A 16,865-nucleotide genomic window follows, 5' to 3' on the forward strand; every position below is an offset into this window, starting at 1 on the left:
CACAACTAAATGAATAAGAAAGAGATTACTCTGGCCCACGGCAGCGGTGGTCGGGCAATGCAGAGCTTGATCGAATCACTGTTTCTGGCGGAATTTTCCAATCCGGCGCTGAATGAACGGGAAGATCAGGCGCGTATCGCGCTGGCGGATCTAACTGTACAGGGCGATCGGCTGGCGGTATCCACCGACAGCTATGTTATTGATCCGATCTTTTTCCCCGGCGGCGATATCGGCAAGTTGGCCGTGTGCGGCACAGCAAATGATGTGGCAGTCAGTGGCGCAACACCACGCTATCTCTCCTGCGGTTTTATTCTGGAAGAAGGTTTGCCGATGGATGTTCTCACGCGCATTGTGCAATCAATGGCGGCTACCGCGCGGCAGGCGGGGATTCAGATAGTTACAGGTGATACCAAAGTCGTGCAGCGTGGCGCGGCGGATAAGATCTTTATCAATACCACCGGCATAGGCGTGATCCCCGCAGATATTCACTGGGGAACCGCGATGATCCGTGCTGGTGATCGGATCGTTGTCAGTGGCACTTTAGGTGATCATGGCGCGACCATTCTGAACCTGCGTGAAGGGCTGGGGCTGGAAGCAGAGCTGGTGAGCGATTGTGCACTATTGGCACCGTTGATCGCTCCGCTGCGATCTATTCCCGGAGTGCGGGCGTTACGTGATGCTACCCGTGGCGGCGTGACGGCGATCCTACATGAATTTGCGGCCGCCAGCGGTTGCGGCATGGAGATCAACGAATCAGATCTCCCCCTGAAACCGGCGGTGCGGGGTATTTGCGAATTGCTGGGGCTGGATGCACTCAACTTTGCCAACGAAGGTAAGCTGGTGCTGGTGGTGTCACCAGAGGCACAAGAAGTGGTATTAACAGCGCTCCATAACCATCCACTCGGCCAGGATGCCGCCGTTATCGGGCAGGTGACTGAGAATAAACAAGTGCGCTTATGCGGTGCGTATGGTGTTTCGCGTAGATTGGATTTGCCTCTGGATGAGCCATTGCCCCGTATTTGCTGATCCCATTCGTCCTTGAAGCCGCAGGGGTGTTAGCTGCGTTCGCTCACCCGAATCACTGACTGATGTCAGCTCATCGGGATTTGCTTACTTGCTGCCTACCTGCAACTCCAATGACTTTTGGGAACCCATTCGTCCTTGAAGCCGCAGGGGTGTTAGCTGCGTTCGCTCACCCGAATCACTGACTGATGTCAGCTCATCGGGATTTGCTTACTTGCTGCCTACCTGTAACTCCAATGACTTTTGGGAACCCATTCGCACTTGAAGTGACAGGCGATTAACTATTTGATAAGTGGGGAAATGTGCCGAATGGGTCGTAACGGCGTGAGCCGTCGAAGCGCCCATCGGTGCAGTCGCCCCGCAATCTCCGAGCTATAAAACAGGTTGCTGGCAGCCTTGTGAAGGAGTTTCTGTGGATAAAAATGGCCTCTGCCTGCGGGTAAAAGGTAAGGTGCAAGGCGTGGGGTTCCGCCCTTATATCTGGCAGCTTGCCCACCGCTTTGCGCTAAGGGGCGATGTCAGTAACGACAGTGCGGGCGTGACGATTCACTTGTGGCAATCACCGGCGCTGGCGGATTTCTTACAGGCACTGCCGCGTCATTGCCCGCCATTGGCACAAATTGATAGTGTCACCACCTCGCCCTACCATTGGGCGCAGCCGCCACTGGATTTTGTGATTCATCACAGCGGTGCCGGGCAGATGGATACGCAAATTGTACCGGATGCTGCAACCTGCGACGCCTGTTTGGCTGAAATGAACCATCCTGCCAATCGTCGCTACCGCTACCCGTTTATCAACTGCACCCATTGTGGCCCACGTTTTACTATTATTCACCGCATGCCCTATGACCGGCCTTATACCGCCATGCGCGAATTCCCACTATGTGCCGCCTGTCAGGCAGAATATGACCATCCGGCCGATCGCCGTTTTCACGCCCAACCCAATGCCTGTGCCGATTGTGGCCCGCAATTGTGGCTAACGGGGCGAGAGGGACAATCGATTGCGCACAACTTTGCGGCGCTAGAGCAAGCCGCAGCCGCCCTGTTGGCAGGAGATATTGTTGCCGTCAAAGGGCTGGGAGGATTCCATCTGGCGGTAGATGCCACCAATGCTGCTGCGGTGGCCCGTTTACGGCAGCGCAAGCAACGGCCTTCCAAGCCGCTGGCGGTGATGTTACCGCACGCCGACTGGTTATCACGCTGCGTGCAAAGTAACGATAGCGCCGCGTTATTACGCGTGTTACGTAGCCCTGCGGCTCCGATTGTGTTGGTTTCGTCGCGGGCTGATAGCCCGCTGTGTACGGCGCTGGCACCGGGCTTACCTGAAATTGGCGTGATGCTACCCGCCAATCCGTTACAACATTTGCTGCTGCAACAGGTCGGACGGCCTCTGGTGATAACCTCCGGTAATGGCCGTGGTAAACCCCCGGCATTGAGTAATGAGCAGGCGCTAGGTGCCCTGAGAGATATTGCTGACCACTGGTTATTGCACGATAGGCAAATTGTGCAGCGGGCCGATGACTCATTAGTGCGACTCACCGGCAGCAGTGCTGAAATGCTACGCCGAGCCAGAGGGTATGTGCCAGATGCTTTCGAGTTACCTCCGGGATTTAGCCAGCAGCCAGCAGTTCTGGCGCTGGGTGCGGATATGAAAAACACGTTTTGCCTGCTGCGTGATGGTAATGCAGTGTTGAGTCAACATCTGGGGGATCTGGAAGACCGCGATATCGCACAGCAACAGCAGCAGTTAGTGGCGCTGTTTTGTGATATTTACCATTTCACACCACAGGTGATAGCGGTGGATGCTCACCCCGGATACGTCAGCCACCAATTAGGGAAAACCCTGGCAGCACAGTGGAATATCCCTTGTGTTGACGTGCTACATCATCATGCCCATCTGGTGGCTTGTCTGGCAGAGCATGGCTGGCCTCGCGAGGGTGGGGCGGTGATTGGTGTGGCATTGGATGGGCTGGGTTATGGCGCTGATGGTCAATTGTGGGGCGGTGAATGCCTACGAGTAGATTATACGAGCTGTGAATATATTGGTGGCTTGCCCGCAGTGGCACTACCCGGTGGCGATCTGGCCTCGCGTCAACCGTGGCGTAACCTGCTGGCCCAGTTACAGCGCTATGTCCCCAATTGGCAACATTTGCCTGAGAGTGCGGTGATTCCTCAGCCGGAGGGTAGGGTATTGGCGCGGGCGATTGAGCGGGGGATTAATGCGCCGTTGGCCTCTTCAACTGGGCGCTTATTTGATGCAGTAGCGGCTGCACTCAATCTTGCCCCGCTATCGATAAGTTGGGAGGGCGAAGCCGCCTGCCAGTTGGAAGCACTGGCGCGACAAAGTGCGGTTTCAGTACCGCCAGTGACGATGCCGCTGTGCGATAACCAACTGGACTTAGCCACTTTCTGGCAGCAATGGTTGGCTTATAATGCCACTCCGGCTGAGCGGGCCTATGCGTTCCATTTTGCTCTGGCCCAGGGATTTGCTACTTTGGCGCGGCAGGCGGCCCAGTATTATCGTATTGATACTATTGTCTTTTCAGGTGGGGTGCTACATAACCGGTTACTGCGTGAGTTACTTAGCGCACAACTGCATGATTTCCAACTGTTGCTGCCCCAGCGTCTGCCTGCCGGTGATGGTGGGCTGTCTCTAGGGCAAGCACTGATTGCCGCTGCGTCAAAATGCCATAAGTGATGATTATGGCTAATGGTGTTTGATTACCGCTAATTGTGTTAATAATAAAGCTCGTTGACTCGGGGTGCCTGCCGCTAAATGCGTAATGGCTGAGATTTTACCCGTATTACCTGATCTGGATTATACCAGCGGAGGGAAGTCGCGGTATCGTTGTTGAGTCCATAAACAACGGTCCCCCTTCTTCTTCGCCGGTGGGGGATATCATGAATACTATTCGCTCTGACTTTTCAATCGCTCCTCTCCCGTACCCTGATGCACTGGCGGCGGCCTGTTTGCAACAATTCCAAACTACACCGCCATTAGTCCATTGCCTGACTAATGAGGTAGTACAGTCCTTCACTGCCAATGTGTTACTGGCATTAGGGGCTTTTCCTGCCATGGTGGTTGAAGCTGAAGAGGCCGCACAATTTAGTACAATGGCGAACAGTTTACTTATCAATATCGGCACGTTACACCGCGCTCAGGCCGAATCCATGCTGGCGGCAATCCAGGCGGCAAATCAATCCTCTACCCCTTGGGTGCTGGACCCCGTTGCGGTCGGCGGGCTTGTCTATCGTACTGATTTTGCCCATCAATTATTAGCGCTAAAACCGGCGGCAATACGGGGTAACGCCTCGGAAATCATGGCATTAAGCGGTATGGCGACTATGGGGCGTGGGGTGGATAGTGTCGATTCTTCGGTGAGTGCACTGCCTGCTGCTCGCCAATTGGCACTACAGGTGCAGACTGTGGTTGCGGTTACCGGTGAGGTGGATTATATCACCGACGGCCTGCGTGATTTTGCCGTGACCGGTGGCGATAAACTGATGACCCGGGTAGTGGGGACGGGGTGCGCACTTTCTGCCGTGGTAGCGGCATTTTGCGCACTGGAAGGCGACCGTTTACATCATGTGGCAACGGCTTGCCGGGTGATGTCACAAGTCGGCGGGCAGGTATCTCAGCAGGTGGCAGGCCCTGGTAGCTTTATTCCAGCTTTTCTAGATGGCCTTTATCAACTGAAAATAAGCGATCTGGTATAGCCTCTCCCCGGTTAACCTCTTAAAAATAGCGTTACCGCTCAGCCCTATCGCCTTGAGCGCCAGCGGCTGAACGGCCCTCAATCATAATGTGTATTACGGATAAGAACTAATAAATCATCCAGTTTCATTGGCTTACCCAAGAAATAACCCTGAACTTCATCACACATCAGAGTCTGTAACTGCCCGAGCTGCTCGGCGGTTTCTACCCCTTCGGCGGTCACCGTCATGGACAGCGCATGGCCGAGGTTAATGATTCCTTCGACAATTGATTGGCCTTCATGTGACTCGGCCAGTTCATCGGTAAAGCTCTTATCAATTTTCAATCCATCGAACGGGAAGCGGCGCAGATAATTCAGTGAGGAATATCCAGTACCAAAGTCATCCATCGATAAGCGCACACCCAGGGTTTTCAATGCTGTCATGGTTTTAAAGGCACCATCGGCATCTTCAATCATTATCCGCTCGGTGATTTCCAGCTCCAATCGATGGCTAGGTAGCCCAGTGAGCAGCAGGACTTGGCGCACTCGTTCTATCAGGCGCTGGTTCCTGAATTCAACCGCAGAAATATTAACGGAAACAATCAGTGACGAGGGCCATGTCGATGCATCCTGACATGCCTGTAGCATGGTCCAGTCGCTAATTGAGGTGATAAGCCCCGTCTCTTCGGCCAGCGCAATAAATTGATCCGGCATCAGCAGCCCCAAAATCGGGTGGTTCCAGCGCACCAAGGCTTCAGCACCCGTCAGTTGTGTTCCCTCAATACGGTAGCGTGGCTGGTAATAAAGGTTAAATTCGTTGTGCTTAACGGCCTGACGTAAAAAACGCTCTAGCTCACTGCGTTGCATCAGGCGCTCATTCATTTCACTGGAGTAGAAGCTCCAACGGTTACGGCCACTGTTTTTAGCTTCATACATGGCAATATCTGCAAATCGTAATAGCTCTTCGGCTTGCATTGAGTCTTGAGGTGCCAGTGCAATACCAATGCTGGCCCCGATATAAATATCCTGATCATTTATCACGTAAGGACTTTCGATTCGGGTGATAACGCGCGTACAAAGCTGTTCAATTTCTTTGCGTGACGCAAGACCTGTGATAATTAGAACAAATTCATCTCCCCCCTGACGCGCGACTAAATCTTGATCACGCAAACAACTTCTTAGGCGTTCAGATACCTGATGCAGTACCAGATCACCGGTAACATGACCAAAAGTGTCGTTAACAGGTTTAAACTTATCCAAGTCAACATTGAGGATAACCAGCGGGTGGGGGGCCGCAGCTAAATGGCGTAACTTATTTTCCAGGAATTCTTTCATTCGCAGACGGTTGGGTAAACCGGTCAATGCATCATGTAGAGAGAGGTGCTGAATCCGTTCCTGTGCTTCTATTTCACGGGTGATATCCGATGCGGTGCCACGGAACCCAATGGTTTCGTTGTTTTGGATGATAGGTTTGGCATAAATACGGCAAATGCGTTTATCGCCTTTGGCGGAGAAATAAGTGCATTGCAACTCATTGCGAGATTCAGTCAGATGGGTGTGCTGTAACCAAGAGCGCAGCGGGATAATATCGCAATTTAACAGTGAATCAAGATTACGCCCCAGCCAGCGCTCCACACTTAATCCGGTAATGGTCAAAAACCGTTGCGACAGGTAGGTGATGCGTAAATCGGCATCGGTTTCCCATAACCAGTCGGTAGCAGCTTCGGCGACATGACGAAAGCGTTCTTCGCTGGCGATTAAAGCAGATTTGTTTTCATCCGCTACCCGTGCTTCTGACATCGCCCGCCGCAGAACTAACCAGCCGGTCAGCCCAAGAATCAATGCAACCAGCGTCAGTAGTGGGAGTAATATGTTGAGCAGTTGCGCGCCGGGCATATCCTGATTCCAATGCAGCGTCAATGCGCTGTTATCACTGGCAGATAATAGAACTGACGGGCTGGATGCCGCGTCTTTTTCATCCTCAGGGGTACGCAGTTGATGAATACCATAATCTTCGCCCAAGGTATTTAGCTCGGGCTGTGTCAGTAAATCGATAAACACCAGAACAGAGGGTGCTCCAGCCACTGTTTTAACGCGTGGATCACTACCAGTAGTTAAGGCCGCAGCCGCAACAATGGCCGGTTGCCCAGCCACGTCGATGGTTTCAGTTGCAATATATTGTTTGTCTGCCCGCGCTCGGGCGGCGTCAATCAACGGGGTTATATCTTTGTTGAGCCAATCGGGCAGGCTAATATCTTTCAGTTGCCCATTGATGACCGAATAACGGGTTTTTCCTAGCCCATCAACAACAAACACTCCCTCATAATTAAAGTCGCTATACAGTGAAGGCCCCAGATTTTGGCTGACAAAAGCCCAGTCAGGATCGACTTTTACATGCAAATGTTCATAAGCATCACCCCAGAAAGCATTGTCTTTTATTCGGGTTTTTATTGAGTCTTGCCGCATTTTCCAGGCTTTTTCTACCAGAAAACGACTTTGAGATGTCGCTCGTTCATTTAATTGCGAGGCGATATAGATAATGCCTACCGCTGCAATAATGATGGTTGCCCCAACCAGCAAGGCCATAGCCTGTAAAGTTTGTTTTGCAAAGAAAACATTATCTCCTTTTGCCCGTGATGGTGATTCTGGCTGGCTGGAGTCCGTCATAGTGAGTTCCCTTGGCACTTACAAAATTTAGGCTGATCCTAAATAGGATAAAACATCCATTTAATCAGCAGGAAGTGAAGACTCAGAAGAAATATAAACTAACATGAATATAATCTTAGTCTCTTATCATTATAGGTGTAATACGTTACCTTCTCTTTGGCCCGCAAAAGGTTGCGCGCTCTTTATGAAATTATCACTTTTTGCCGAGAGTAAGGAATGACCATGGTTACACTGAATTTGGTTTGGTCCACGCTAATCAATTACGTGCCACGAATCCTACGGACTCGGCTGAATTTGCTCTTGCTGTTGAGTCTTGTGACACATCAGGTTTTTGCAGCAGCACCGCTGCCTGCGGTTACTGTTTCGGTCGTAACCTCAATCACACCGGATACTGCGTTACAGTATTTGGGGCGCGTGGAGGCGATTCAGTCGGTGGATGTGACGACCCGCACCGAAGGGTTTATTGCTGCGCGGTTGTTTACCGAAGGGCAGATGGTCAAGCAGGGCTCTCTATTGTATGAAATTGATCCCGCGTTGCATCAGGCCGCAGTAACGCAGGCCCAGGCGCAGTTAGACAGTGCGACTGCCAGTGCTAATCATGCTCAGGTGAACCTCACCCGCTTACAGCGTTTGGGAAGTAATCGCTCGGTCAGCCAGGCGGAAGTTGACGAAGCACAAGCGCAGCGCGATATCAGCCGCGCGGCGGTAGCTCAGGCGCAGGCGAACCTGCAAATCCAGCAATTACAGCTCAGTTTTACCCGTATTTACGCGCCGATAACCGGTCAGATTGGTCACAGCCGTTTTAATGTCGGTAGCCTAATTAATCCTGCCAGCGGCACGTTGGTCAATATTGTCCAACTTGATCCGATTCGGGTAGCTATCGCAGTGAATGAACGAGATTACATTACAGCAACCTATCAGTTGTCGGTTGCAGGTCCCTCTGCGGACAGCAGTACATTGCCGTTTGGCAACTTTACTCCTCGTATTCAACTGGCGAATGGTAAGCAGTACCCGGAACGCGGCGTTTTTGAGTCCGTTGATAATCAAATTGATAAACAGACCGGTACCGTTACCCTGCGTACCCGTTTTGCCAATCCACGGCATTTATTACTGCCCGGTGGGGTGGTGAATGTGTCGCTGGCAGCAGAAATGGCAAAACCGGTTACTGTCATACCGATTGCCGCATTGCAGCAGAATAAGCAGGGACACTTTGTTTTGGTGGTGAACGATAAAGATCAGGTCGATGTGCGGCAAGTGACGTTGGGTGAGCAGTTTGAACAACAATATGAAGTGACTGACGGGCTGAAAGTGGGCGAACGAGTGATTGTGGCAGGGCTACAACATGTCCGGCCAGGGATGACGGTTAGCGCCAGCGTTGCTACACCACTGACAGTAAATTAAGGGGAAGGCCAGATGCTGCATTTCTTTATCCGTCGGCCCAAGTTTGCCATTGTTATTGCACTGGTGATAACCATTGTTGGCTGGGTGTCGTTGTATGTGATTCCGGTGGAACAATATCCTGATATTACGCCACCGGTGGTTTCCGTGAGTGCCGTCTACCCCGGAGCCAGTGCCCGCGATGTTGCACAAGCTGTGGCCTCACCACTGGAAGCGCAGGTCAACGGTGTCAGCAATATGCTGTATATGGAATCGACCAGTGCTAATAACGGCAGTTATCAGTTAAGTATTACCTTTGCCAGTGGTACCGACCCCGATATGGCGGCGGTTGAGGTGCAAAACCGCATTTCTCAGGTGAGTGCTCAGCTGCCGGCGGAGGTGAATGAAAACGGTATTTCCGTGCGCAAACGGGCCTCTAACTTGTTGCTGGGAGTCAGTGTTTTTTCACCGAAACAAACCCATGATGCGCTGTTTGTCAGCAATTACACCAGTATTCAGTTGCGTGATGCCATTGCGCGTATCAATGGTGTCGGCGATGTGCAGGTATTTGGCGCGCGTGATTACAGCATGCGGGTTTGGCTCAATCCGCAACGGATGGAATCACTGAATGTCAGCGTGCAGGATATTGTCGCAGCATTACAACAGCAGAACGTACAGGCGGCTGCCGGGCAGATTGGCTCATCACCGTCGGTGCCCGGTCAGCAGCAAACCCTGACCATCAGTGGACAAGGGCGGCTAACGGACCCACAACAGTTTGCTAATGTGATTATTCGTAGCAATCCTCAGGGCGGCATGATTCGGTTAGGTGATGTTGCTCGCGTGGCGCTGGGGGCGCAGAACTATCAGGTCAGTGCTGCGCAAAACCAGACTGAATCGGCATTTTTAGTAGTTTATCCGGTACCGGGTGCCAACGCGTTAAATGTGGCTAATGGGGTACGGGATGAAATGGCTCGGCTATCAGCCTCTTTCCCGCCAGACCTGACGTATGAAATCAATTACGACTCCACCCTGCCGGTTACCGCAACATTGCATGAAATCGCAGTGTCACTGACGTTAACCTTAATTGTGGTATTGGCGGTGGTGTATCTGTTTTTGCAAAGTATGCGGGCGACTTTTATCGTCGCGCTTACCATTCCGGTCTCCCTGCTCGGCACCTTCGCTGTACTGTATATCTTTGGTTATTCGGCCAATACCCTGAGCCTGTTTGCCATTATTCTGGCGCTAACCATTGTGGTTGATGACGCTATTGTGGTGGTGGAAAACGTCGAGCGCTTATTATCGAATGACCCTGATCTGTCACCGGCGCAAGCAACCAGACAGGCAATGACTCAAATTGCCGGGCCGATTATCGCAACCACCCTGGTACTGATGGCGGTATTCGTGCCGATTGCCATTTTGCCAGGGATTATCGGTGAGCTATACCGGCAGTTTGCGGTAACACTGTCGGCGGCGGTGATTTTATCCAGTATCAATGCATTAACCTTAAGTCCGGCGCTGTGTGCGGTATTGCTGAAACGGCGCACATTGGCAGATACCGGTCTGTTCGGCGGTATTAATCGTGGGCTTGATCGCGCCCGCGACGGTTATGTTTCATTGACCAGCCGTATCAGTAGCCGAGCGGTATTCAGTATCGCCGCGCTACTGCTGGTGGGGCTGGCAACCTGGTGGGGTTACACGCGTTTACCCACCTCGTTCCTGCCGGAGGAAGATCAGGGGTACTTCTTTGTCAGTTTACAACTACCAGATGGGGCTTCGCTTAATCGGACTCAGACGGTGATGGACCAGATGTATCAAGTGGTTACTGATAATGATGCCGTCGAGGATGTGATAAAAATCACTGGCTTCAGTTTGCTTAGCGGCAACAACTCGCCCAATGCCGGATTTGCCATTGTGATGCTAAAACCTTGGGGGCAACGGCCTCATATTGATCGCGTGCTGGCCAGTATTCAGACCAATTTGGCCGCTATCCCTTCGGCGATGATCATGGCAGTAAACCCACCGGCTATTGCCGGGTTGGGCAGTGCTTCTGGATTTGATTTACGTATTCAGGCGCTGTTAGGCCAGTCACCGCAAGAGTTGGCGCAGGTGAGCCAGGGAATTATTTTTGCCGCTAATCAGGACCCGAAACTCAGCCGGGTATTTACCACCTTCAGCGCTTCGGTGCCTGAAACTAATCTGAGTATCGATCGTGACCGCGCCGCGCTGCTACAGGTACCGGTCAGCCGAATCTTCCAAACCTTGCAAACGTCACTTGGGGGAATGAATGCGGGAGATTTCACCCTGAATAACCGTATGTTCCGGGTGCAATTACAAAATGATATGGATTTCCGCCAGCGCACCGCTCAGATAAATAGTCTGAATGTGCGCAGTGACAATGGTGCATTGGTCAGTCTGGCAAATCTGGTGACGTTAACCCCCTCGGTGGGTGCGCCCTTTATCAGTAATTTCAACCAGTTCCCTTCGGTAGCCATCAGCGGTTCTGCGGCTGATGGTGCCAGCTCTGGTCAGGCAATGGCGGCTATGGAGTCGTTATTGGCACAGAATTTACCGTCAGGTTACAGCTATAGCTGGAGCGGAATGTCGTGGCAGGAGCAGCAAACCGGCGGGCAAGTGGTGTTTATCTATCTTGCTGCATTGGTCTTTGCCTATCTGTTTTTAGTCGCCCAATATGAGAGTTGGAGTATTCCGCTGGTGGTTATCCTCTCGGTGGTGTTTGCCGTAGGCGGGGCGGTAGCAGGGCTGGCGGCAATGGGGTTTGCCAACGATGTGTACGCGCAAATCGGCTTAGTGTTGCTGATAGGGCTGGCAGCTAAGAATGCGATTTTGATCGTCGAATTCTCTAAAGCCCGCAGAGAAGAGGGCGCGAGTATCCGTGATGCGGCACAGGAAGGTGCTAAGCAGCGTTTTCGTGCGGTTATGATGACTGCTATTTCGTTTATCCTCGGGGTGATGCCACTGGTTTTTGCCAGTGGAGCCGGGGCGATGAGCCGTCAAATTATCGGTATCACCGTGTTTGGTGGCATGTTGATGGCCACTGCGGTGGGGATACTGTTTATTCCCGCACTGTATCTGCATATTCAGCGACTGCGAGAATGGGTGAAAACCCGCAAAGAGGATTCTGGCAGCGACCCGCAACCTTGAGCCGATGTGTAAAAGTGAAAACCCGCCGCTGGCGGGTTTTTCCTTATTGTGGCTCAGGCTTTGTGGTAACTCATATCGCTATCCATCACTAAATGACAGTCGGCGGGCTGGCTGAACTGCAATACCTTGAACACATTAGGGCCGTCAGTGGCGAGGTAAAAATCCTCGGCCTGTTGTGGCGATAAACCGCCACGGATCTTGCGCTCAATCAGGCGATCCCGCAGTAATTCTGGGGCGGCATTAATATAAATAGTGTAATCAGCCAGTGCTTTCAACTGCTGCCAACCGGGTTGTTGCAGTAATAACCAATTGCCCTCCAGCACGATAATCGGTGCGTCGACAATAATGGCATCTTCAACCGGGTCATGTAACCGGCGGTCATAGGCAGGCCAGGTCGCTCCAGGTTGCTGCAAGCTGTGGATAGCCTGACGTAGCTTAGGCAAATCAAAGGTTTCTGGTGCTCCCTTTTTACTGCGTAACTGGTGGGCATCAAGGTAGTGATTGTAGTGGTGAAAGCCGTCCATAGGCAGACATTGTACCGGTGTTAGAGTGGTGTCACGTTGGGAAAGCCATTGCCAAAATGTGGCGAGGGTGGATTTACCGGTACCGGGTGGCGCGCATAAAAAAACCACCATGCGGCGCTGAAGCTGCTGTTGTTGCTGAGACAGTGAGGCTAATAGTGGCAGATGCAGATGAGTAATATCGCGGTCGGGAAAATGCGCGCTGTTCTGTAGCCCATTAATGTTAAGTTCCACTCTCATAAGTCAGTTCCTGTAATAATGACGTCACTGCCAACGTCAGCCCGGTTTTCACCATATTCCCGTAGCGGGTCTGATTAAAAATGGTGAAGTCAGAAAACTTCATCTTTTCAATCATTTGAAATAAGGTTTTATTCTGGGTCACGGCATTGAGATTACCCATAAATTCATAAACGATATCGTCATGAAACTCAGTAATATCTCCGGTTTCCTGCAAATGCTCACTGAGCTGAGAAAATAACAAAATATCGGCATAAACCGCTTTTGTTATTTGCCCCAACGCATAAATTAAGCGCAAAGAAACATCCAGACTGTCCAGTGGGCCTGACTTGGCTAATAAAGGCTTGACGGCGTATTCCTGAATATCTTCATCATTATTGATAAATAAATAGGGCAGAAGGCTTTTAATACCCTGAAATAAGATCTCATTGGCATTCAGCAGAAAATCATTGAGATTTTCAGGGCTGGCGAGCCTTTCGAGTACGTCATCTTCAGTTAATGCAGTCATCCTACCCTTAACACCATTATCGATAGTGGAGGGAGTTGATGATATTACAGGTGTTATCCAGCCCGTTAATCAAAAGTGTTTGGGTTTGAAGTTGGCCCCCATTTTTTTCCTTAATACCGGTGACGATATCACCCTGAGTTATGCCGGTTGCGGAAAAAATAATCTGCCCGGAGCGCACCAATTCGGTCAGAGAATAGACCTGATTAAGGTTAACTCCCATTTGCTGGCAGCGTTGGTGCTCCGTGAGGGCAATATCCCGATTTGTCACGCTTTCCCCTTTGGCCTGACAAAAGTCGATCAATTCAGCTTGCATATCGCCGCCCAAAGCACGAATGGCACAGGCCGAGATAACGCCTTCAGGTGCGCCGCCGATGCAATACATCACATCGGCCTGCCCGTTGGATAAGCAGGTCATCAGGCTGGCGGCCACATCGCCGTCCGCAATAGCATAAACTTTAACACCGAGTGCATTGGCCTGTTCGATAGCCTGCTGATGGCGCGGTTTGTCGAGGGTAATCATGCGTAACGTATTTAAAGGTTTGTTTAACTTAGCCGCCACACAGCGCAGGTTTTCTGCCAGTGAACGGCGCAAGTCAATGGAACCTTTGGCTTGTGCACCTACCACTAATTTTCGCATATACATATCAGGCGCATGTAACAACATCCCTCGTGGGGCAAAAGCAATCACAGCCAGCGCATTGGCTTGCCCCATCGCGACCATGCGGGTACCTTCAATAGGATCAACAGCAATATCAACAGGTGGTCCACCGGCGCCGAGTTGTTCGCCAATATACAGCATCGGCGCATGGTCAATTTCGCCTTCTCCGATAACAATGCTTCCTTGCATCGTCATCTGATTTAAGGCCTCGCGCATGGCGCTGACGGCAACGCCATCAATAAGGTTTTTGTTACCGCAGCCGAGCAGTGGCCAGGCCGCCATTGCTGCTTGTTCGGTGGTGCGGAAAATATCATATGCCAGTGTTTTCACTCTCGACTCCGATATCCACGTTAAAGTGCGCTAACAGATAGTGTTCTGCTTTTTCATTCCAGACCCCATGAGTTTCGGCGACCAGTTCGGCTAATTGCGCAAATAATGGATCCGTTTTACCTCGTTCGGCAAAATCGTCAATGGCGGTGAGGGGCATGGTAATGCCGTTATAAATCAGTTTCTTGCCACCCGGTATATGGGGGAGGTTGAGCACCGTTTCAGGTACAGCATCCAGACCGCCAATATGAGTAATCATAAAAGAGGGTTGTATGCGTCGCTGGGCAGAAAGCGTAAGTGCCTCTTCCATGTCACCGGTAGAGCCACCAGAAGTACCGACAATATGCGTACTGGAGTAGTGGACGTGATAGAAGTTAAACGGCACTTTAAAGTGCTTATCTGTCGGGCCGGCAAAGAAGTTCAGGCAACCATCTTCTGCCAGCAAATCATCACCCAATTCAATGACTGCTGGCACAGCTGCGTAGACAAATACATCATCAAAACCCTGATTCCCCGTGAGTTGACGTAATGTATCGATGGGGTTATCCAGCTTGCTGCTGTTGATGTAAATCAGTTCGATACCTTTATCTGCTGCCTGTTTTCTTGGTAGTAGTTGCTCAGCACGAGCCAGACGGACTTCATCTATATCTACCACCACCACGCGGGCCGGTTTGATATCACCGTTGATGGCATAATCGATAGCCCCCATTCCCATTGGCCCGGCACAAGCCAATAGGGCCAGATTACCGCCGGGCTTAATGCCCATGCGGTGTTCATAAACATATTGTGTGGTGTGATAACTGGCGTGATAGGCTCCAATAATGCAACACATCGGTTCAGCCAGCGATGCGGCGGCAAAATAGTTGCCGTGATAAGGCAGTACACAGCCGAGATCAATAGCCAGCTTGGGAATAATCATGTAGGTGGCGTTACCGCCAAAATATTCGTAGCTGTAACCTGCTGAATAGCCACTGGGTAGCCCCATCGCAGGTTGCAACACAAAACGTTCACCAGCACGATAGCGGGTGGCTAAATTCTTACCGACTTCAACAATGACCCCCGCACATTCATGGCCAGTAATGGCAGGGTGTTGCGCCACATCACCCGGTACTCGTTTGTGCTCACTACCCAGCAAAGCTGCTTTGTAAGTCGACAGGCAGACGCTGTCGGAAATGACGCTAACCAGTAATTCGTCATCGCTGATCGGGGGTAATTCAAACTCACGTAGGCGGACATCTTGCTTACCGTATATTGCAGCCACTTTCGTTTTCATACTGATTCCTTTGGCTTATCACTTGTAGTCAATTGCTCGAATAAAATATCCAGAGCCTGGTCGCCAAGATAATTTTTAATTAGAATCAATGGCTTGTCCGTCACGCCCTGTGCTCTGCCTTCAAGGCTGGCGTGGGTAACAATGATGTCAGCATCGGTTGGAATGTTTTCGATGGCGTAATGTTTTACCGCAATCGGGTAACCGGCTTTCTCCAGTTTTTTTCTAAACGTGGTTGCTCCCATGGCGCTGGACCCCATCCCGGCATCGCAGACAAAGGCTATCAACCGTACCGGATGATCATTGTTGAGGTGATTGGCCAATATGCCCTCGGCTTTTAGATTCTTCATGGCGGTTTGCGACTCTTCAAAGCTCTCTTCGCTGGTGGCTTTGTCCATTTTCAAGATGATGGAACCCACCAAGAACGAAACTGCAGTACCGGTAAAGACACCCGCACAGGTAGCTAGGAAACCACCGCGAGGGGTTAATGCCAGATACGCGAAGATAGAACCAGGACTCGGACCTGCAACCAGGCCAGCACCTAATAATTCAAAGACATATATGCCACTCATGGCACCGGTGATCATGGCAATGATCATCAGTGGTTTCATAAGAACATAAGGGAAATAGAGCTCGTGGATACCGCCGAGGAAATGAATAATCATCGCGCCGGGTGCTGACTTCTTACTCATACCTTTGCCAAATAGTGAGAAAGCCAGCAGAATACCTAACCCTGGCCCTGGATTTGAGGCGACCATAAAGTAAATTGATTTGCCGTGGATAGCAGTTTCCTGCATTCCCAGTGGGTAATAGATTCCCTGGTCGATGGCATTATTCAGGAACAGCACTTTGGCAGGTTCATTAATCACCGCCAGTAGGGGTAAGAAGCCAGTAGACACCAGTGCTTCGATGCCTTGTTTGACCAGATTATTCGCCTCCATCACCGCCGGGCCGATCACTTCATAGGCCAGCAGGCAGAGCAACATGCCGCTGATACCGAGGGAGAAATTATTAATTACCATCTCGAAACCGGCTGGAATGTGTTTCTCCAATCGCTTATCGATATGTTTAATTAAATAACCCCCTAGTGGCCCCATCACCATCGCGCCGATAAACATCGGAATATCAGCACCAACAATAACCCCCATAGTGCCAATACCGCCCATCACGGCCCCGCGTTTACCCCCAATCAAATGCCCACCGGTAGAACCAATCATTAACGGTAGCAGGTAGGTAATCATCGGGCCGACCAACTTGCCGAAGTGTTCGTTCGGCGTCCATCCAGTCGGGATAAATAATGCAGTGATAAACCCCCATGCAATAAAAGCCCCAATATTAGGTATTACCATTGCTGTTAGAAAACCGCCAAAGGATTGTACTTTGGCGCGTATTGATTTATTAGCCATATTAATTCCTTGTT

11 protein-coding genes and 1 riboswitch are annotated in these 16,865 nt (G+C 51.2%); of the genes, 5 read left to right on the top strand and 6 right to left on the bottom strand.

All coding sequences use genetic code 11. From position 1 onward, the window contains the following. Positions 1–9: 9 nt before the first annotated feature. The 3 genes from hypE to thiM all read left to right on the top strand — a co-directional run bounded on the left by hypE (position 10) and on the right by thiM (position 4,740). On the top strand, positions 10–1,026 hold the full coding sequence (gene hypE, locus V2A84_RS22240) for a hydrogenase expression/formation protein HypE (RefSeq protein ID WP_083162475.1): 1,017 nt from the start codon (positions 10–12) through the stop codon (positions 1,024–1,026). Between the two features lie 409 nt (positions 1,027–1,435). Next, positions 1,436–3,721: a carbamoyltransferase HypF gene (hypF, locus tag V2A84_RS22245; RefSeq protein ID WP_442849062.1), complete on the top strand. Its 2,286-nt coding sequence runs from the start codon at positions 1,436–1,438 to the stop codon at positions 3,719–3,721. A gap of 50 nt (positions 3,722–3,771) precedes the next feature. Continuing rightward, positions 3,772–3,875: riboswitch (TPP riboswitch) on the top strand. Between the two features lie 49 nt (positions 3,876–3,924). After that, a complete protein-coding gene (gene thiM / locus V2A84_RS22250) occupies positions 3,925–4,740 on the top strand; it encodes a hydroxyethylthiazole kinase (protein WP_083162479.1) in 816 nt (271 codons plus the stop codon). Positions 4,741–4,817: 77 nt separating this feature from the next. Here thiM and V2A84_RS22255 read toward each other — a convergent pair whose 3' ends face one another. Continuing rightward, positions 4,818–7,385 (bottom strand): bifunctional diguanylate cyclase/phosphodiesterase, encoded by a 2,568-nt coding sequence (locus tag V2A84_RS22255; protein ID WP_193784773.1) that lies wholly within the window; start codon positions 7,383–7,385, stop codon positions 4,818–4,820. A 222-nt stretch (positions 7,386–7,607) separates the two neighbouring features. Between V2A84_RS22255 and V2A84_RS22260 the strand changes: the two genes are divergently transcribed. After that, positions 7,608–8,786: an efflux RND transporter periplasmic adaptor subunit gene (locus tag V2A84_RS22260; protein ID WP_420073224.1), complete on the top strand. Its 1,179-nt coding sequence runs from the start codon at positions 7,608–7,610 to the stop codon at positions 8,784–8,786. 12 nt (positions 8,787–8,798) lie between these two features. Then, entirely contained in the window at positions 8,799–11,924 is a 3,126-nt protein-coding gene (locus V2A84_RS22265; RefSeq protein WP_083162485.1) for an efflux RND transporter permease subunit, read from the top strand. Between the two features lie 53 nt (positions 11,925–11,977). Here V2A84_RS22265 and V2A84_RS22270 read toward each other — a convergent pair whose 3' ends face one another. From V2A84_RS22270 to V2A84_RS22290, 5 genes are read right to left on the bottom strand one after another with little or no spacing between them, the layout of a single operon-like run. Beyond that, positions 11,978–12,685 carry a nucleoside/nucleotide kinase family protein gene (locus V2A84_RS22270; protein ID WP_083162487.1) on the bottom strand — a complete coding sequence of 236 codons (708 nt, stop codon included), beginning with the start codon at positions 12,683–12,685 and terminating at the stop codon, positions 11,978–11,980. Then, positions 12,669–13,190 (bottom strand): MltR family transcriptional regulator, encoded by a 522-nt coding sequence (locus V2A84_RS22275; protein WP_372560541.1) that lies wholly within the window; start codon positions 13,188–13,190, stop codon positions 12,669–12,671. The genes V2A84_RS22270 and V2A84_RS22275 overlap by 17 nt, the downstream gene beginning before the upstream one ends. A 16-nt stretch (positions 13,191–13,206) precedes the next feature. Continuing rightward, positions 13,207–14,130 carry a class II fructose-bisphosphatase gene (gene glpX, locus V2A84_RS22280; RefSeq protein WP_372569916.1) on the bottom strand — a complete coding sequence of 308 codons (924 nt, stop codon included), beginning with the start codon at positions 14,128–14,130 and terminating at the stop codon, positions 13,207–13,209. 28 nt (positions 14,131–14,158) lie between these two features. Further along, entirely contained in the window at positions 14,159–15,448 is a 1,290-nt protein-coding gene (locus V2A84_RS22285; protein WP_372569640.1) for a zinc-binding dehydrogenase, read from the bottom strand. Continuing rightward, the gene (locus tag V2A84_RS22290) at positions 15,445–16,851 is read right to left on the bottom strand and encodes a PTS mannitol transporter subunit IICB (protein ID WP_442849063.1); all 1,407 of its coding nucleotides are present in this window, start codon (positions 16,849–16,851) and stop codon (positions 15,445–15,447) included. The genes V2A84_RS22285 and V2A84_RS22290 overlap by 4 nt, the downstream gene beginning before the upstream one ends. Positions 16,852–16,865 lie beyond the last annotated feature (14 nt).

The sequence above is a fragment of the Yersinia sp. 2553 StPb PI genome (assembly GCF_052217105.1).
In the GTDB taxonomy this organism is placed as follows: Bacteria; Pseudomonadota; Gammaproteobacteria; order Enterobacterales; family Enterobacteriaceae; genus Yersinia; species Yersinia enterocolitica_E.